This is a genomic window from Pseudomonas sp. P4795 (assembly GCF_048822895.1).
Classification (GTDB): Bacteria; Pseudomonadota; Gammaproteobacteria; order Pseudomonadales; family Pseudomonadaceae; genus Aquipseudomonas.
The window spans coordinates 782,836-800,235 of record NZ_JBMFBT010000001.1 but is presented as its reverse complement, the minus strand read 5'-3'; the positions used below and the strand labels follow the sequence as shown (position 1 = coordinate 800,235).

The 17,400-nt window shown below is 60.0% G+C and carries 12 protein-coding genes, 4 tRNA genes and 1 pseudogene; 13 read left to right on the top strand and 4 right to left on the bottom strand.

The window, feature by feature from the left end; genetic code table 11:
* Positions 1-9: 9 nt before the first annotated feature.
* Positions 10-219: pseudogene (locus ACOI8A_RS03595) on the bottom strand (HlyD family secretion protein); the annotation flags it as partial.
* 187 nt (positions 220-406) lie between these two features.
* On the opposite strand from ACOI8A_RS03595, the gene gltX reads away from it, so the two are divergent.
* The 12 genes from gltX (at position 407) to ACOI8A_RS03535 (ending at position 9,824) form a co-directional block, all read left to right on the top strand.
* Complete coding sequence (gene gltX / locus ACOI8A_RS03590; RefSeq protein WP_420648715.1) at positions 407-1,888, top strand: glutamate--tRNA ligase; 1,482 nt, start codon at positions 407-409, stop codon at positions 1,886-1,888.
* Positions 1,889-2,079: 191 nt separating this feature from the next.
* Positions 2,080-2,155, top strand: a tRNA-Ala gene (locus ACOI8A_RS03585).
* A 79-nt stretch (positions 2,156-2,234) separates the two neighbouring features.
* Positions 2,235-2,310: transfer RNA gene (locus ACOI8A_RS03580), tRNA-Glu, on the top strand.
* A gap of 53 nt (positions 2,311-2,363) precedes the next feature.
* Positions 2,364-2,439, top strand: a tRNA-Ala gene (locus ACOI8A_RS03575).
* 80 nt (positions 2,440-2,519) lie between these two features.
* A tRNA-Glu gene (locus ACOI8A_RS03570) sits at positions 2,520-2,595 on the top strand.
* A 182-nt stretch (positions 2,596-2,777) separates the two neighbouring features.
* Positions 2,778-3,317, top strand: a complete 540-nt coding sequence (locus tag ACOI8A_RS03565; protein ID WP_420648714.1) for a TetR/AcrR family transcriptional regulator — start codon at positions 2,778-2,780, stop codon at positions 3,315-3,317.
* Between the two features lie 30 nt (positions 3,318-3,347).
* Positions 3,348-4,181: an alpha/beta fold hydrolase gene (locus ACOI8A_RS03560; protein ID WP_420648713.1), complete on the top strand. Its 834-nt coding sequence runs from the start codon at positions 3,348-3,350 to the stop codon at positions 4,179-4,181.
* Positions 4,182-4,228: 47 nt separating this feature from the next.
* Entirely contained in the window at positions 4,229-4,690 is a 462-nt protein-coding gene (locus tag ACOI8A_RS03555; protein ID WP_420648712.1) for an acyl-CoA thioesterase, read from the top strand.
* 37 nt (positions 4,691-4,727) lie between these two features.
* The gene (locus ACOI8A_RS03550) at positions 4,728-5,687 is read left to right on the top strand and encodes a tRNA dihydrouridine synthase (protein WP_420648711.1); all 960 of its coding nucleotides are present in this window, start codon (positions 4,728-4,730) and stop codon (positions 5,685-5,687) included.
* Positions 5,688-5,807: 120 nt separating this feature from the next.
* Entirely contained in the window at positions 5,808-6,254 is a 447-nt protein-coding gene (locus ACOI8A_RS03545) for an Hsp20 family protein (RefSeq protein ID WP_420648710.1), read from the top strand.
* Positions 6,255-6,438: 184 nt separating this feature from the next.
* A complete protein-coding gene (locus tag ACOI8A_RS03540; RefSeq protein ID WP_420648709.1) occupies positions 6,439-7,134 on the top strand; it encodes a DUF1266 domain-containing protein in 696 nt (231 codons plus the stop codon).
* On the top strand, positions 7,131-9,824 hold the full coding sequence (locus ACOI8A_RS03535) for a DUF805 domain-containing protein (protein WP_420648708.1): 2,694 nt from the start codon (positions 7,131-7,133) through the stop codon (positions 9,822-9,824). The genes ACOI8A_RS03540 and ACOI8A_RS03535 overlap by 4 nt, the downstream gene beginning before the upstream one ends.
* Here ACOI8A_RS03535 and ACOI8A_RS03530 read toward each other — a convergent pair.
* The 3 genes from ACOI8A_RS03530 to ACOI8A_RS03520 form a co-directional block, all read right to left on the bottom strand.
* A complete protein-coding gene (locus ACOI8A_RS03530; protein ID WP_420648707.1) occupies positions 9,821-11,512 on the bottom strand; it encodes an Hsp70 family protein in 1,692 nt (563 codons plus the stop codon). The two genes, ACOI8A_RS03535 and ACOI8A_RS03530, sit on opposite strands and share 4 nt — an antisense overlap.
* Before the next feature lie 79 nt (positions 11,513-11,591).
* Complete coding sequence (locus tag ACOI8A_RS03525) at positions 11,592-14,870, bottom strand: PAS domain S-box protein (protein WP_420648706.1); 3,279 nt, start codon at positions 14,868-14,870, stop codon at positions 11,592-11,594.
* Between the two features lie 69 nt (positions 14,871-14,939).
* Positions 14,940-15,830: a LysR family transcriptional regulator gene (locus tag ACOI8A_RS03520; RefSeq protein ID WP_420648705.1), complete on the bottom strand. Its 891-nt coding sequence runs from the start codon at positions 15,828-15,830 to the stop codon at positions 14,940-14,942.
* A 148-nt stretch (positions 15,831-15,978) separates the two neighbouring features.
* Between ACOI8A_RS03520 and leuC the strand changes: the two genes are divergently transcribed.
* Entirely contained in the window at positions 15,979-17,397 is a 1,419-nt protein-coding gene (gene leuC / locus ACOI8A_RS03515) for a 3-isopropylmalate dehydratase large subunit (protein WP_420648704.1), read from the top strand.
* Positions 17,398-17,400: the final 3 nt, after the last annotated feature.

The following is a 17,400-nucleotide window of genomic DNA, read 5'->3' as shown; positions in this document are numbered from 1 at the left end:
ATCAGCGAATCACCGGCCATTTTCCGGGGCGTCTTTGATGTTCACGGTCGCGGTGACGGACATGCCCGGGCGGATCTTGCCGTGCAGCGGATTGTCAGCCTTGAACGTCAGTTTCACCGGAATGCGCTGCACGACTTTGGTGAAGTTGCCGGTGGCATTATCCGGCGGCAACGGGCTGAACTGCGCGCCCGATGCAGCGAACAGACTGTCGACCCGCGCCACGAATCTGGCATACAGTCGACAAGCGGTAAATGCCGTCTGCTGATATTCGGCCATTCACCACGGCCAACGGGCGTTACAGACGCAAACTTGGCTTAAATGCCCTGCCTGCTGGAGCGGGGCGGGTGTCGCCTGTTACCATTCGCCGCTTATTGATCTTTGCTTTTCATTCTTTTCGAGACATGCCATGACCACCGTCCGCACTCGCATCGCGCCATCGCCTACCGGGGACCCCCACGTAGGTACCGCTTACATCGCATTGTTCAACTACTGCTTTGCCAAGCAGCATGGCGGTGAGTTCATCCTGCGCATCGAAGACACCGACCAGTTGCGTTCGACCCGCGAGTCCGAACAGCAGATCTTCGACGCTCTGCGCTGGCTCGGCATCGAGTGGAGCGAAGGCCCGGACGTCGGTGGCCCGCACGGCCCGTATCGCCAGAGCGAGCGCGGCGATATCTACCAGAAATATTGCCAGCAACTGGTTGACCTCGGTCACGCCTTCCCGTGCTTCTGCACCGCCGAAGAGCTGGATCAGATGCGCGCCGAGCAACAGGCTCGCGGCGAAACCCCGCGTTACGACGGTCGCGCGCTGTTGCTGTCCAAAGAAGAAGTTGCTGCGCGTCTGGCTGCTGGCGAACCGCACGTGATCCGCATGAAAGTCCCGAGCGAAGGCGTGTGTGTGGTGCCGGACATGCTGCGTGGCGACGTCGAGATCCCGTGGGATCGTATGGACATGCAAGTGTTGATGAAGACCGACGGCCTGCCGACGTACTTCCTGGCCAACGTGGTCGACGATTACCTGATGGGCATCACCCACGTACTGCGTGGCGAAGAGTGGCTGCCGTCCGCGCCGAAACTGATCCTGCTCTACGAATACTTCGGCTGGAAGCAACCGGAACTCTGCTACATGCCGCTGCTGCGTAACCCGGACAAGAGCAAGCTGTCCAAGCGCAAGAACCCGACTTCGGTGACGTTCTACGAGCGCATGGGCTTCATGCCGGAAGCGATGCTCAACTATCTGGGCCGCATGGGCTGGTCGATGCCGGACGAGCGTGAGAAGTTCTCGCTGCAAGAAATGGTCGACAATTTCGACCTCAAGCGTGTGTCGCTGGGCGGGCCGATTTTCGACATCGAAAAACTCTCTTGGCTCAACGGCCAGTGGTTGCGTGATCTGCCGGTGGAAGAGTTCGCCAGCCGCTTGCAGACCTGGGCGCTGAACCCGGAATACATGATGAAGATCGCGCCGCACGTGCAGGGCCGGGTTGAAACCTTTAGCCAGGTTGCCCCGCTGGCCGGGTTCTTCTTCGCCGGTGGCGTGAATCCGGATGCCAAACTGTTCGAATCGAAGAAGCTTTCGGGTGATCAGGTTCGGCAGTTGATGCAGTTGATTCTGTGGAAGCTCGAAAGCCTGCGTCAGTGGGAGAAGGACAGCATCACCGCGACGATTCAGGCGGTGGTTGAATCGCTTGAGCTGAAACTGCGCGATGCGATGCCGCTGATGTTTGCTGCGATCACCGGGCAGGCGAGCTCGGTGTCGGTGCTCGATGCGATGGAAATCCTCGGACCGGACCTGACCCGGTTCCGTCTGCGCCAGGCGCTTGACCTGCTGGGTGGCGTGTCGAAGAAAGAAAACAAAGAGTGGGAAAAGCTGCTGGGCGCGATTGCCTGAGGCTGTGTGGCGCTGCCGTGAGTTGTGATCTTTTGATCCAGCTCTTCGGCAGTGTCCCCGTTTTACGGGGGGAGGGCGGTAAGTGATTGTTATGTCGGCAAAAAACTTTGAAATATTTTAAAAATAAGTTTGACAGCCCTCCGAAGCGCCATTAAGATTCGCCCCGTCCTCAGCGATGACATCAACGATGAGGGGCTTTAGCTCAGCTGGGAGAGCGCCTGCATGGCATGCAGGAGGTCAGCGGTTCGATCCCGCTAAGCTCCACCAATTTACACTTTGAAGCCTGGCCACACCGGCTTCGAAGCGATCAACACTCAGCGTTGATCAGTTGTATAGAAGGGTTTGCGTCCCCTTCGTCTAGTGGCCTAGGACACCGCCCTTTCACGGCGGTAACAGGGGTTCGAGTCCCCTAGGGGACGCCAGTTTTACAGAAGTGATGTTGCAAGATGTCACTCCGCCGCGAGGCGAAAAATCCGGGGCTTTAGCTCAGCTGGGAGAGCGCCTGCATGGCATGCAGGAGGTCAGCGGTTCGATCCCGCTAAGCTCCACCAATTTTACAGTTCAAGGTCTGGCCACACCGGCCTTGAATCGATCAGCACTCAGCACTGATCAGTTGTATAGAAGGGTTTGTGTCCCCTTCGTCTAGTGGCCTAGGACACCGCCCTTTCACGGCGGTAACAGGGGTTCGAGTCCCCTAGGGGACGCCACGATTACCCGCTATGCGGGATTTATAAGGGTCATTCAATTATTGAATGGCCCTTTTGTTTGTCTGGCGTTTGGCCAAATCTCCTTTTTCCCTAACACTGTGCTTCAGACCAGCGGTCATATCTTTGACTTGCAGAATATTATTATGAGAATAATATTCTAATCGTAATATTCGGAGGCGACGATGAACGACAAGAAGGCTCAAACCCGCGAACGCATTCTCAAGGCCGCCAGCTCCGCGCTGATCCAGCGTGGCCCGGCCGAACCGAGCGTGGGCGAAGTGATGGGCGCCGCCGGCCTGACCGTCGGTGGCTTCTATGCGCACTTCGAAAGCAAGGACGCGATGATGCTGGAGGCGTTCAAACAGCTGCTGGGTCGTCGCCGCGACCTGATTGCCGACATGGATAGCGAGCTGACTGGCGAAGAGCGTCGCACGCTGGTCGCTGCGTTTTACCTGTCGCGCAAGCACCGCGACTCCAGCGAAGCCGCCTGCCCGATCCCGGCCTCCATCGGCGAGCTCGGCCGGCTGCCAGAGGAGTTCCGCATCGCGCTGAACGAGCACCTCGAATTGATGATCGCGCAGTTGGCATCCAGTCCTGAAGACACTGACAAAGCATTGGCCGACGTGGCCTTGATGGTAGGTGGCCTGGCACTCGCAAGAGCGCTCGGCCCAGGTGATTTATCCGATCGATTGCTGCGCGCCGCCAAGTCGGCGGTGCGTTGACCTGAAGGCGACAAGCCTGAGGAGAGAGCGATGAGCACGTTGAAGTGGGTTCGCGGCGTTAATGGCACCTTAGGCTGGTTCGCACCGAAACTGGTGGCGAGCAAAATGCGTTTGGCATTCATGACGCCGCGCGAACGTCCACTGCGTGATTGGGAATTGCCGCTGCTGGCGCAATCCGAACGCATCACTTTGCGCTTCGGCCTCTCGGCGCTGCGCTGGGGCCAAGGCCCGGCGGTGTTGCTGATGCACGGTTGGGAAGGGCGGCCGACGCAGTTTGCTGCGCTGATCACGGCCCTGGTCGACGCTGGTTACACGGTCGTTGCGCTCGATGGTCCGGCTCATGGGCGATCGCCCGGTCGTGAAGCCAATCTGGTGCTGTTCGCCCGAGCGATGCTCGAAGCGGCCGCCGAGTTGCCACCGCTGCAAGCCGTCATCGGCCACTCGATGGGTGGCGCCAGTGCGATGCTCGCCGTGCAACTGGGCTTGCGCACTGAAACTCTCGTCAGTATTGCCGCACCGGCGCGAATTCTCGGCGTGTTGCGCGGCTTTGCCCGCTACGTAGGCATGCCGCCCAGAGCGCGTTCGGCATTCATTCGCCAGGTTGAGCTCGACGTCGGCATGCGCGCTGCCACCCTTGATGTGGCCCACTATCAACTGGATATGCCGGGCCTGATCGTGCATGCCGAGGACGACAACTTCGTCTCGGTCAAAGAATCGCAACTGATCCACGAATCGTGGTTCGACAGTCGCCTGCTGCGTCTCGAAAGCGGCGGTCATCAGCGTGTGCTCGCCGATCCGCGGGTGATTGATGGCGTGTTATCACTGCTGGCCGGGCGCAGCCTGCAGGCGCGGCAATCGGCGTAGGCATCCGTTACACTGCCACGGTCGAATAATCTGACCGGGAGTGAGGCATGGGCTGGGATCGGGCAACGCCGTTTACCATTGATCTGCAAGTGGGCGCCGAGGACATCGACGGGCTCGGCCACGCGAACAACGCGGTGTACGTGACCTGGCTCGAACGCTGCGCCTGGCGCCACTCGCAGCGTTTGGGTCTGGATCTGGTTGAGTATCGCCGTCTGGATCGCGCGATGGCCGTGGTGCGTCACGAAATCGATTACCTCGCTGCTGCCTATGAAGGCGACGAATTGCAATTGGCGACCTGGATCGTCGATTGGGATCAGCGCCTGAAAATGACCCGACACTTCCAGTTGATCCGCCCCAGCGACCACACCACGCTGCTGCGCGCCCAGACCACGTTCGTGTGTATCGAGCTGTCCAGCGGCAAGCCCAAGCGTATGCCCGTCGAGTTCATCGAAGGTTACGGCCCGGCGATCCAGACGGCGGACATGGGTTTAACCGGCGAAACCCAGTAAACTGCCGCACGTTTTTTCTTTAAGTAGTGTTTTCCCCATGCAAATTGCCTTGGCGCCGATGGAAGGGTTGGTCGACGACATCCTGCGCGATGTCCTGACCCGTGTCGGCGGTATCGACTGGTGCGTGACCGAGTTCATCCGCATCAACGATCAGTTGCTCACGCCAGCCTATTTCCACAAGTTCGGCCCGGAGCTGCTCAACGGTGCGCGGACCCGCTCCGGTGTGCCGCTGCGCGTGCAGTTGCTCGGGTCCGATCCGGTGTGCCTGGCGGAAAACGCTGCGCTGGCCTGTGAGCTCGGCTCCGAAGTCATCGACCTCAACTTCGGCTGCCCGGCCAAAACCGTGAACAAATCCCGTGGCGGGGCGGTGCTGCTCAAAGAACCCGAGCTGCTCAACACGATCGTCGAGCACGTGCGCCGCGCCGTACCCGCGCACATTCCGGTCACCGCCAAGATGCGCTTGGGCTTCGACAGCCCGGACGGTTCGCTGGTGTGCGCCACGGCTTTGGCTGAGGGCGGCGCCGAACACATCGTCGTGCATGCCCGCACCAAGACCGACGGCTACAAGCCGCCGGCGCATTGGGAGTGGATCCCGCGCGTGCAAGAAGTGGTCAAGGTGCCGGTGTTTGCCAATGGTGATATCTGGAGCGTCGAAGATTGGCGTCGTTGCCGCGAAATCAGCGGCGTCGAAGACATCATGCTCGGTCGCGGCCTCGTTTCGCGGCCGGATCTGGCGCGACAAATCGCTGCTGCGCGCGCCGGCGAAGAAGTGGTCGAGATGACCTGGGCCGAACTGCTGCCGCTGATCCAGGACTTCTGGATACAGGCAAAAGCGCAGATGACCGCACGTCAATCGCCGGGTCGCCTGAAGCAATGGCTGGCCATGCTCACGCGCAACTATCCGGAAGCGGTCGAGCTGTTTACCGTCCTGCGGCGTGAAACAGAACTCGATCAAGTCTCGCGTTTATTGGGCTTGCCGGTGTCAGAAGCCGCGTAAAAAAAATTGAAAATAATCTCTTGAAATCAAATCAGCGGTCCCTATCTAAGGGTTACGCGATGCCGAATTCGGGTCGCGGCGACAAAAAACCTTGCTGATTTCTTTCAGGAGATTTGAACCATGAGTACTGCATTTTCCCTCGCACCACTGTTCCGTTCCTCGGTAGGCTTCGACCGTTTCAACGATCTGTTCGAAACCGCCCTGCGCAACGAGCCAGGCAGCAGCTACCCACCTTACAACGTCGAGAAACACGGTGATGATCAATACCGTATCGTCGTCGCGGCGGCCGGTTTCCAGGAAGAAGACCTGGAACTGCAAGTCGAGAAAGGTGTGCTGACCATCAGTGGCGGCAAGCGTGACAACAACGAAGGCGTGACCTTCCTGCACCAGGGCATCGCCCAGCGTGCATTCAAGCTGTCCTTCCGGTTGGCTGATCACATCGAGATCAAGGCCGCCGATCTGAGCAACGGTCTGCTGAGCATCGACCTGTTGCGCGTGATCCCGGAAGAGGCGAAAGCCAAACGCATCCCGATCAGCGGGGCGCAGAAGCCGGCGTTGCAACACTGATTCACGTGTCGCAACACAATCGTCTGAAAAGACCATAGGCCGTTGAATGGAGGCCCCGATACGTCGGGGCCTTTTTTATGTGCGGGGAAACCACCGCAGCGTTTGCCGCTGCTGCCACGGCTCTTTACAATCCGCGCAGTTTTGCTGACCCCACTCCTTACCGGTCAGCCTGGAGCCTTTTTTCATGGACGAGATTCAACAGCGCTGGCTGTTCGCCCTCTCTGCGCCGATGGCGGCGCTCAATCCGGGTGCGGGTTACGCAGACCCCGAGTTCTGCGACGACAAATACATCGATCTGCAATGTAGCTGGGGCATTGATGACCGGCCGCAGCTGTTGGCCATGTTCGAAAGGATGGCCGATCGCGGCCACGCCACTCACCTCGAAGATGCCTACCTCGCCTGGCAGCGCTGTTTGCCCAGTGAATGGCAGGCTTTGCTCGACACGCTCGAACCGCGTGAGCGCATTCTGCATGAGTACGCCAGTCGCACTTTCGGCAATTGTGGGCCGGGTGGGATTCTGTCCTGGGACTACGGGCGCATGAGTTTTCTCTTGCGTTGCGCAGTGCGCAACAAGTGGATCGAGCCGGGCGAAAGTCTTTGGCTGCACAGTCGGCTGGCGATCAGGGCGCAATTTCACTACGGCAGTTGGCTGGCCTATTTCAATGGCTTCCTTACAGGGCGCGCATTCTGGTCATGTCTGAGCAAAAGTGACGATCAGTTGGCTATTGAACTGGATCGACAAGGGGTGAACCCCTACAACCTGCTGATTGCTCGCGGCCTCGATCAAAATATCCCGGATTTTCTGGCTGACTTGCCCTGGCATATGGATCTGGATTTGCCGCAGCGTCCGGCTTCCCTGCAGGAGTTCGACTGGTCATGAGTTGCTGGATAAAACTGGGCATCGAGCCCACCACCGACGAAACACTGATCCGCACCGCGTATCGCGCACGCTTGCCGCAACATCATCCGGAAACCGATCCCGAAGGCTTTCAAGCCCTTCGCCAGGCCTACGAAGGCGCGCTCCGCCTGGCCCGTGAAGACGCTGACGAGACTGAGGATGAATCCGAAGATATGTCGGCGGATGAATCGGTGGTCCAGCAGATGTTCATCGACTTCGATGGGCTGCTGAAGGATCCGTCGCGACGCTTCAATCCGGATGCCTGGCAGGCTTTCATCAGCAGTCTGGATCAGTTGCCGCTGGGGGTGCTGGATGACGTGCGTTGGGGCATGCTGCGCAAACTGACCGACGCCGGCCCTGTGTCTCACCGCTGTGCAAATGCGCTGGCCAAGCGCATGAGCTGGGAACAGCAATTGCTCGAGCTGGATTTCGATCACGCCCGGCATGTGGAGCAATTCCTCAACCGGATCAAAACCGCGGATCCTTTTGATACGACGCTCATGAGTGAATGGTCGCAAGCGGCGCAGTGGGAAACCCTGTGGTATGCGCGCAGTCTCGACTTCATCTTCAATCAGCGTCCGCTGCGCGAATTCGTCGAGTTCGCCAGCCGTGCGACCTGCTTGCCATGGCCTGACGATGCGCAGTTCCTCAAGCGCCTGGCGGTGCAGTTTACCCAGGCGGGGATCGGGGTTACCGGGTTGGAGCAGATATGTGCCGAGCAGCAGCGCGCAGCACCGGATGACGTCGACTGGTTGTATCTGCTGGCGTGTCAGAACAGTTTGCTCGGGCTGGATGATGCGGCACTGCCGTGCTGGATTCGGCTCTGGCAGGAGCACCGCCATCCCGACGCCGAGAGCCAGTTGCTGGCACTGTGCGCGAAGCGTCAGCCAGACTTTTTACCGCTGCTGATTCAGGCTTTCGATCGTCTGCAAGACTTCAGTGACTGGCCGGACGATCTCGGGGATAACACTCAGGCATTTGGCAGTCCCGCGCAACGTCCCGAGACGTTGATGCGCTGGCTGGAGATCGCCCATCTCGACCTGAAGGGGTTGGCGAAGAGCTTTGCCGACTGGCAAATGAATGGCGACGAGTTGCCACTCCTTGCACAGTTGCTGGGGGCGCATGCCGACACTCGGTTGTTGCGGCTTTATCGGCATGCGTGGGCGTTGCATCGTGGTGAGGCAGATCTGCTGCAACAAGTATTGGACGATCCGTCTCCGGTTGATGCACTGGAAGGGTTGTTGCTGAGCGGGTTCAAGTTGCAGGCCGAGCAGCAACTGCGCTGGTTGACTGAGGCGCCGATTCCTCTGGCGATGAAGGCCTTCGTCGACGCTGACGCTGACTCGGCGCAACTGCCCGAGGCTCTGACCAAAGATGCGCCGCACACGATTTGCCGATTGTGGCTGCGCAGAATGCGTCCTTACAGTCACGCGGCGCTGGAGCGCATCGATCAGGCGTTCAAGCTGAGCGATTCGAAGGCCGAAAGCGATCTGGCGCCGCTCAAACTGTTGCTGGAATTGAGCCAGCGCGGCGTTGTGTTGCCGGCGATCGGGCAGGGCGAGGCGGCCTGGCAATGGCATGCCCACACCGCGTTCCTGCTGGCGTTGCTTGACCAGGCGGAGCGCTGGATGCAGTTGATCGATGCGCAATGTCTGCAGCGCCTGACGTTCAATTCCCTGCATCCGGTCAGCCGGTTGCAACCGCAGCTGTCCCGACTGCAACGCGAACAACTTGAACTCAGCGCAATGCTCGGCTGGTTGCAGTCGGCAGACCCGGTGCATGCCATGCTCGCCCGGCAATTGCTCGGTGTTCAGGAGGCGCTCGACAGTCCGCGACTATTAAGCAATGACAGCTTGTTCGAGTGCATGCGCAGCGACATGCAAGCCTTTGACGACGACTTGCTCGGGCGCATGGTCTTGAGTGCTGCGCTGTATCACGACCCATTGTTCGATGCGAAGCAGCGCAGATACTTGATCGACCGGATAACGGAGGTCGTCAATCCACAGGATTGGTTCGACGGCTTTCGCCACGGTTCGATCAAAGGAGAGCCGCCACGGCCACCGCGTCAGGCACTCGAGGATGATGAAATCGACTGCGAGGCCTTTTATCTGGCACTCGATGTGCTCAAGGATCTGGTGCGTTATGGCAGCGCCGGCGTGCCTCGGCAGAAAACCCTGTTGCGGATGCAGCGTGCCAAAGACAATCCGGCGAATGGGCTTGGTTTGCGGTTCGCCTTCAGCGCACTGCTGTCCCGGTGCGAATGCCTGCTCCTGGCCAAAGGCGCCAGCCGTGCGGCGCCCGCCGCAGCATTCTGGCGTTTGAATACGCGGCTGGGGCGCGGGGCGTTTTTCTGGCAGGTACTGGGCACGGTGTTGCTTACGCCTCTGGCGGCGTTGCTCAGCGGCACGCCGCTATCGGGGATCGCTGTGCTGTTGTTGGGCATCGCGCTGCTGCTTGGCATCATTCTGCGGCGCCTGCATGACATCGGACGCGGTATCCCGACGCTGCTGGTGCTTGGCTGCCTGTCGCCGTTCCTGCCATTTCTGCCGTTGATGCTGTTCGCCTTCCCGGGCGACAAATTGCTCAATCGCTATGGTGTGCCACCGGACAGTGCAGGTGAAGACTTGCTGCCCGGTGGCTTGCAGGCCGCATTACGGCAGCTCGACAACTAGAGGCGCAATTGATCCAGCGCCTTGTTCAGCTGAGTCCGCTGGCTGGCAATCTGCGCTGATTGCTGGCTGGCGAGCACGGTGGTGAAGGTCGCCAGCCAGTCAGCGATCTGCTCGCGTTCGTCGCCAAGACTCTGCATCCACGCCCGCTCCAGTCGCGCCAACAGCGTGCGATTGGGCAGCGCGTCGCGCGGATGAATCTTCAGCGTGATCAGGCGTTCATGGCTAGCCTGGCGCGCTTGCGCGTCGAGTCCGGTGGGGCTGCGGTCGATGCTGTGGCTATGGCGTATGCCAGTGGCCAGCAGCGTGACGTCGACTTCCAGCAAACCATTGATGTCGTAACTGAAGCGCACGTCCAGATCCTGGATTTGCTCGCTGGGTGTCAGCTCAATATTGAAGGCATCGATGAAAATGTTGTCGCGCACCCACGGCCGCTCGCCCTGATACACCTCAATGCGGATCTGCGTTTGATTGGGGTAAGAGGTGTGGAAATGCTGGACCCGGGATGTCGGGATGACGGTGTTGCGTTCGATGATCGGCGAAAAGGCGCCCTGGATGTGCTCGCCACGATTGCTGGAAATCCCCAACGTGTACGGACAAACATCCGTCAGGATCAGCTCCTCGATCGCCCCGTCGCGCGCCTTGCACGCCGCTTGCGTGGCCGCACCCAGCGCGACAATCGTATCCGGGTCGAGATGGCGATATGGCAAGCGTCCGAACAGCGTCGCGACCATTTGCTGCACCGCGGGCATGCGCGTGGCGCCACCGACCAGCACCAGACTGTCGAGGTCACGCGGTTTCAGCCGTGCATCGCGCAGGGCTTGTTCGATTGGCGCACGCAAACGCGCCAGCAGCGGTTCCCAGATTTTCAGTGCAGACGCTTCGTCCAGCGACCATTGATACGCGGTGTCGGCATGCCGCCAGCTCAGGTGCTGAATGCCTTCGGCAAGTTTGCACTTGAGCTGCTCCAGCGCATCACCGAGGCTGGCCATGGCGTGCACGTCGATAGCCGCTGCGCTGAGTTGCCAGTGTTTAAGGCAGGCGTGCAGCAGCGCTTCGGTAAAGTCTTCGCCACCGAGAAAGTTGTCGCCGGTCGAGGCGTGAACCTCGATCAGTGGCAGCGCATATTCCAGCACCGTCACATCAAACGTGCCGCCGCCCAGATCGAAAATCAGGGTGCGTTCGAACTTCTGTTCATGCAGCCCGTAAGCCATGGCTGCAGCGGTCGGTTCATTGATCAGGCGCGAGATTTTCAGGCCGGCCAGTTCGGCGGCGAACAACGTCCGTTTGCGTTGCTCGTCACTGAAATACGCCGGTACGGAAATCACCGCTTCAGTCACCGGGTGGCCCAAAAAGGCTTCGGCATCCTGTTTCAACGAACCGATGACCAGTGCCGACAATTCCTCCGGACTGAACTGGCGGCTGCCCAATTCGATCTGTTTGTCGCTGCCCATGAAGCGCTTGAACGCCGCTGCGCTGCGTTGCGGATGGGTGGTCAGGCGGGCACGGGCGGCTTTGCCGACCAAAATGCTCTCGTCCTCATCGAGGCTGATCACCGAGGGTGTCAGCACCTCGCCGAGGGCGTTGGGAATCAACTGTGCGCGGCCGTCCTGCCACACGGCAATCAGGCTGTTGGTGGTGCCAAGGTCGATGCCCAGCAAGGCCGGGCGGGGGAGGGTTGCATCCTGCATGTCAGATCTCGTTGGCGCGTTGCAAAAAAACGCGACCCTACAGGTTGCGGGAAAACCTGGCAATTGCTCGTCCGACCGATCAGTCGAGCAATGTTTTCAGGGTCTCCAGCGCCACCGGCCGGCTGTGCAAAAAGCCCTGATACAAATGGCAACCCAAACCCTGCAAAAACTCCAACTGCTCGGGCGTTTCCACACCTTCGGCGATTACTTGCAGGCCCAGACTGCGTGCCATGGCGACGATGGCGCGGATAATCTCCGCATCGTTGGGGTCGGTGGTCGCGTCGCGGATGAACGACTGATCGATTTTCAGGGTGTCGACCGGCAGGCGTTTGAGATAGGTCAGCGACGAATAACCGGTGCCGAAGTCGTCCATGGCGAAGCTCACACCGAGCTTTTTCAGGCGACGCATTTTGCTGATGGTGTCTTCCAGATTCTGGATCACGATGCCTTCGGTGATTTCCAGTTTCAGCAGTGAGCAGGGCAAGCCGTGGCTGGACATGCTGTGTTCTATGCGCTCGACAAAATCGTTCTGGCGAAACTGGCGCGGGCTGATGTTGACGCACAGGCTGAACGCCAGCGGATCCACCAGACCTTCAGCGATCAATTGTTTGAAGGCATCGCAGGCTTCATCGAGAATCCATGTACCGACTTCGAGAATCAGCCCGCTGTCTTCCAAAACCTTGATGAACTCGGTGGGCGACTGCGCGCCGAGTTCCGGGTGATTCCAGCGCACCAGTGCTTCGGCACCGATGATGCGGTTGTCGCGGGCATCGACTTGCGGCTGGTAATGCACTTTGAATTCGCCACGCGATAACGCCAGACGCAGGTCGGTTTCCATGCGCAGCCGTTCGCTGGCGGCTTTCTGCATGGTGTTGTGATACATCTGCGTGGTGTTGCGCCCGGAATCCTTGGCCCGGTACAGCGCGATGTCGGCACGTTTGAGCAGGTCGGTCGGGGTCGAACCGTGATCGGGAATCAGCGCCACGCCAATGCTCGGCGTGACTTGCAGGCGCTGGCCATCGAGGAACATCGGCTCCGAGAGCAGCTCACGAATGGTGTCGGCCAGTTCGCGCACCTGTGCACTGACGTCATTGCGCGAGCCTTCCAGCCCGCTGAGCAATACCACGAACTCATCGCCACCCAGACGCGCGACGGTGTCTTCCATGCGCACACTGGCTTCAAGCCTGGCGGTGACGATCTTCAGTACCGTGTCGCCGACCGGATGCCCCAGCGAATCATTGATGTGCTTGAAGTGATCGAGGTCGAGAAACAGCAGCGCACCGCGCAAATTATGGCGTTTGAGCAGGGCGATTTGCTGACTCAGGCGATCCATCAGCAACGCACGGTTGGGCAGGTTTGTCAGTGGGTCGTGATAAGCCAGATGGCGGATCTGCGCTTCGGCGTTTTTCAGCAGACTGACGTCACGCGCAGTGAGCAACAGGCAGGCGGTTTCGTTGAGGGTGATCGGCTCGACCGAGACTTCCACGGTGAGCATGTCCCCGCGCTTGTTGCGTCCAAGCATTTCCTGATGGTGCACGCGGCCCTTGATCTGCAATTCGGCGAGCAGTGCCGAGCGCTGTTTTTCCTCGGCCCAGATTCCGACCTGATACACGGTTTTGCCCACCACCTCGTCGGCGCGGTAACCGGTCAGACGACAGAAACCGTCATTGACCTCCAGATAACGCCCGGTATCGCGTTCAGTGATGGTGATCGCGTCGGGGCTTGAGTGAAACGCCTTGGCAAACTTCTCTTCGCTGGCCTTGAGCGCCGCTTCCGAGCGCTGTTGCTGGGTGATGTCGCGCAGGGTGGTGACGATGCACGGCTGATCGCCGACGCTTATCTGTCGGCTGGAAATCACGCAGGTCAGCGACTGGCCGTCCTTGTGCTGGACGATGATCGCGACGTTGCTCAGGCCTTGTTCGCGGATCACCCGTTCGATGCGTTGCAGGCTTTTTGCCGAGGCATCCCACAGGCCGATTTCTTCGGCGGTGCGGCCGATGATGTCGGCGGCACTCCAGCCGAAAGTCTGGGTGAAACTCGAGTTGATCTCGATGAATTCGCCGCTGTCCTGACGGGTCACGCAGATCGGGTCGGGGCTGACCTGGAACAGCGTGGCGAATTTTTCTTCCGAAGCCACCAGGCGCTGTTCGCGCTCGACCTGATCGGTGATGTCGAGCAAGGTCCCGGCCATGCGCAGTGGCGCGCCGTTGTCGTCGCGATACAGGCGCGCGCGGCTTTCCAGGTAGCGCGAACTGCCGTCCGGCAATTGCACGCGGTAGGTCAGCTGATAATTGCCGGCCGGGCCTTCGCGCAGGCTGCGGTAGGCGTCGCGCATGCTCTCGCGTTCTTCGCCGGGCACGCCTTCGAAAAACTCCTCGAACGACTCGTGAAACGGTATCGGCTCCAGCCCGTGCAATTGCGCGGCGCGCGCCGAGCCGTAGAGCATGCCGCTGGGAATGTGCCAGTCCCAAGTGCCGAGTTGCGCCGAATCGAGTGCCAGATCGAGGCGTTCCTGACTGTCCTTGAGCGCAAGCTCGGCGGCTTTGCGTTCGGTGGTGTCAAGAAAGGTGCTGAGCAGGTACGGCTGGCCTTCAAGTTCGACTTTTTGCGCGCTGAGAATGCCGTCGAGGACTTGGCCGTTGCTCGCGCGAAATTGCACTTCCATGCTCACCAGTTCGCCCTTGGCCATGGTTGCCTTGACCAATTCCTTGCGTTGCTCGGGATGCACCCACAAGCCCAGTTCGAGGGTGGTGCGGCCGATGGCGCTCTGCACCGGCCAGCCGAACAGACTTTCAAAGTACTGGTTGGCCTCGCTGATCAAACCGTCTTCCTGACGCGTCAGCAGCACCATGTTCGGACACAGGTGAAACAGTGTGGCGAAACGTTTCTCCGAGCTGCTCAGGGCCTGTTCGCGTTGACGCTGGTGGGTGATTTCGCGAATCACCCCGATCATTCGGGGCCGGCCATGCTTGTCCGGCAGCAGACTGCCGTTGATCTCCAGCCAGTGCAGGCTGCCGTCGGGCCAGCGGATACGGTGGTGCATCGCCTGTTCCAGCGGTGCGCCGGCAATCACCGCGTGAAACGCACGCACGGTTTTCGCCCGGTCCTCTGCCGGCAGCAGATCAAGGTATTCGAGGTCTTCCGGCAGCGGCTGCTTGGGATCGAAACCGAACAACGCCTGCGTGCCGCGCGACCAACTGATCTGCCCGCGCTCGATGTCCCAGTACCACGCGCCCAGCCGCGCGCCGTTGAGCGCGGCCAATAGTTGCGGCGCACTTTCCCAGCTCTGCTCGGAACGACGCGGGTCAATGGCCTGAATACGCGGCATCGGCGGAATTCGGTCAACAGATTTGGGCATTGTTCACGAGCCTTGAGCAGATTTTGGCGTTAGGCACAGGGATAAGCGGCTCTATAGGAGTAGCACAAGTTAGCCGAGAGTCCCTGGCAGATCGATTTGCGCATCCAGCAAGGCCATAAATGCCCGTGCCGCGTTCGACAGCGTCCGTTCAGTGTGCAAGATATAGCCTAGCTGGCGACTGAGCTGTATGCCCGGCAAAGCGATGCTCGCCACCTGTTCGTCGAGCATGGTGCGTGGCAGTACGCTCCAGGCCAGGCCGATAGAGACCATCATCTTGATGGTTTCCAGGTAGTTAGTGCTCATGGCGATGTTCGGCGTCAGGCCCTGCGCCTCGAACAGGCGATGCACGATGTGGTGGGTAAAGGTGTTGCCGCCGGGGAACACTGCCGGATGAGCGGCGATGTCCGCCAGATTCACCGGGCCGTTGTTGATCAGCGAATGCTCCGGCGCCACCACGAAATCCAGCGGGTCGTCCCATACTGGCGTTGCTTTGACCAGTGCGTGCGGCTCTGGCGCGAGGGTGATCACCGCCAATTCCGCGCGGCCGTGGAGAATCTCCTCGTAGGCCACTTCCGAATCGAGGAACTGAATATCCAGCGCGACCTGTGGGTAACGGCGAGTGAACTCCCTTAATAAGGGGGGCAAGCGGTGCAGGCCGATATGGTGACTGGTGGCCAGCGTTAGGCGCCCGCTGACCTCGCCATTCAGGTTGGTCAGCGCGCGGCGGGTGTCGTCGAGCACATTCAGAATCTGATAAGCCCTTGGCAGCAACGCCCGGCCGGCCTCGGTCAGGCCGACTTCCCGGCCCAGCCGATCAAACAGACGCACCTTCAATTGCTGTTCCAGCCCGGCGATGCGTTTGCTGATCGCCGGTTGCGTCAGGTGCAGGCGTTCGCCGGCGCCGGAGAAACTTCCGGTCTCGGCAATCGCGATAAAAGCATTCAGGTTGGCCAGATCCATGTTGGTATTCCAGTTGGTTATCCAAAGCATAAAAAATATGAATTTGAGTTATTTAATCTAACCCCATAGGATCGACCTCACAAGCCAAAGGGTTATTGAATCTCTCAAATACCCAGGGCATAGAAACAAGCTGATGAGGAACCGTCTGATGGCCGGCAAAACGCTCTACGACAAGCTCTGGGATTCGCATTTGGTCAAGCAGCGCGACGATGGCTCGGCGCTGATCTACATCGATCGTCACATCATCCACGAAGTGACCTCGCCGCAAGCCTTTGAAGGTCTGCGTCTGGCCGGGCGCAAGCCGTGGCGCATCGATGCCAACATCGCGACCCCGGACCACAACGTACCGACCACCCCGGAGCGTAAGGGCGGCATCGAAGCCATTGCCGACCAGGTCTCGCGTTTGCAGGTTCAGACCCTCGACGACAACTGCGATGAATATGGCATCGTCGAATTCAAGATGAACGACGTGCGCCAGGGCATCGTTCACGTCATCAGCCCGGAGCAGGGCGCGACCTTGCCGGGCATGACCGTGGTCTGCGGCGACTCGCACACTTCGACCCACGGCGCGTTCGGCGCGTTGGCGCATGGCATCGGCACTTCCGAGGTTGAGCACGTGCTCGCCACTCAGTGCCTGGTCGCCAAAAAAATGAAGAACATGCTGGTGTCCGTCGAAGGCCAATTGCCGTTCGGCGTGACTGCCAAGGACATCGTCCTCGCGGTGATCGGCAAGATCGGCACCGCCGGCGGTAACGGCCATGCCATCGAATTCGCCGGCAGCGCGATCCGCGATTTGTCGGTGGAAGGGCGCATGACCATCTGCAACATGTCCATCGAGGCTGGCGCCCGTGTGGGCCTGGTGGCGGCGGATCAAAAGACTGTCGATTACGTCAAGGGCCGTCCGTTTGCACCGAAAGGCGCTGAGTGGGACTTGGCCGTCGAATCGTGGAAAGATTTGGTATCCGACAGCGACGCCAAATTCGACACCATCGTTGAACTCGACGCTACGCAGATCAAGCCGCAAGTCAGCTGGGGCACCTCGCCGGAAATGGTTTTGGCCGTTGATCAGAACGTGCCGGATCCGGCCAAGGAGATGGATCTGGTCAAACGCGACTCGATCGTCCGCGCCCTGAAATACATGGGTTTGACCGCCAATCAGGCGATCACCGACATTCAGCTCGACCGCGTATTCATTGGTTCCTGCACCAACTCGCGCATCGAAGATTTGCGTGCGGCGGCAGTGATCGCCAAGGGCCGCAAAGTGGCCTCGACCATCAAGCAGGCCATCGTCGTGCCGGGCTCGGGTCTGGTGAAGGCGCAGGCCGAATCCGAAGGGCTGGACAAGATTTTCCTCGAGGCCGGTTTCGAATGGCGTGAGCCGGGTTGCTCGATGTGCCTGGCGATGAACCCGGATCGTTTGGAGTCCGGCGAACATTGCGCCTCGACCTCCAACCGTAACTTCGAAGGCCGTCAGGGCGCCGGTGGCCGTACCCACCTCGTCAGCCCGGCCATGGCCGCTGCGGCGGCGGTGAACGGTCGCTTCATCGACGTTCGTGAATTGATTTAAGGA

Bases quoted from the DNA above. Each gene is read 5' to 3' on its own strand.
- ACOI8A_RS03540 (WP_420648709.1), top strand. From the start codon at position 6,439: ATGGACGAGATTCAACAGCGCTGGCTGTTCGCCCTCTCTGCGCCGATG.
- ACOI8A_RS03565 (WP_420648714.1), top strand. From the start codon at position 2,778: ATGAACGACAAGAAGGCTCAAACCCGCGAACGCATTCTCAAGGCCGCC.
- ACOI8A_RS03535 (WP_420648708.1), top strand. From the start codon at position 7,131: ATGAGTTGCTGGATAAAACTGGGCATCGAGCCCACCACCGACGAAACA.
- ACOI8A_RS03555 (WP_420648712.1), top strand. From the start codon at position 4,229: ATGGGCTGGGATCGGGCAACGCCGTTTACCATTGATCTGCAAGTGGGC.
- ACOI8A_RS03560 (WP_420648713.1), top strand. From the start codon at position 3,348: ATGAGCACGTTGAAGTGGGTTCGCGGCGTTAATGGCACCTTAGGCTGG.
- ACOI8A_RS03530 (WP_420648707.1), bottom strand. From the start codon at position 11,512: ATGCAGGATGCAACCCTCCCCCGCCCGGCCTTGCTGGGCATCGACCTT.
- ACOI8A_RS03550 (WP_420648711.1), top strand. From the start codon at position 4,728: ATGCAAATTGCCTTGGCGCCGATGGAAGGGTTGGTCGACGACATCCTG.
- gltX (WP_420648715.1), top strand. From the start codon at position 407: ATGACCACCGTCCGCACTCGCATCGCGCCATCGCCTACCGGGGACCCC.
- ACOI8A_RS03520 (WP_420648705.1), bottom strand. From the start codon at position 15,830: ATGGATCTGGCCAACCTGAATGCTTTTATCGCGATTGCCGAGACCGGA.
- ACOI8A_RS03545 (WP_420648710.1), top strand. From the start codon at position 5,808: ATGAGTACTGCATTTTCCCTCGCACCACTGTTCCGTTCCTCGGTAGGC.
- leuC (WP_420648704.1), top strand. From the start codon at position 15,979: ATGGCCGGCAAAACGCTCTACGACAAGCTCTGGGATTCGCATTTGGTC.
- ACOI8A_RS03525 (WP_420648706.1), bottom strand. From the start codon at position 14,870: ATGCCCAAATCTGTTGACCGAATTCCGCCGATGCCGCGTATTCAGGCC.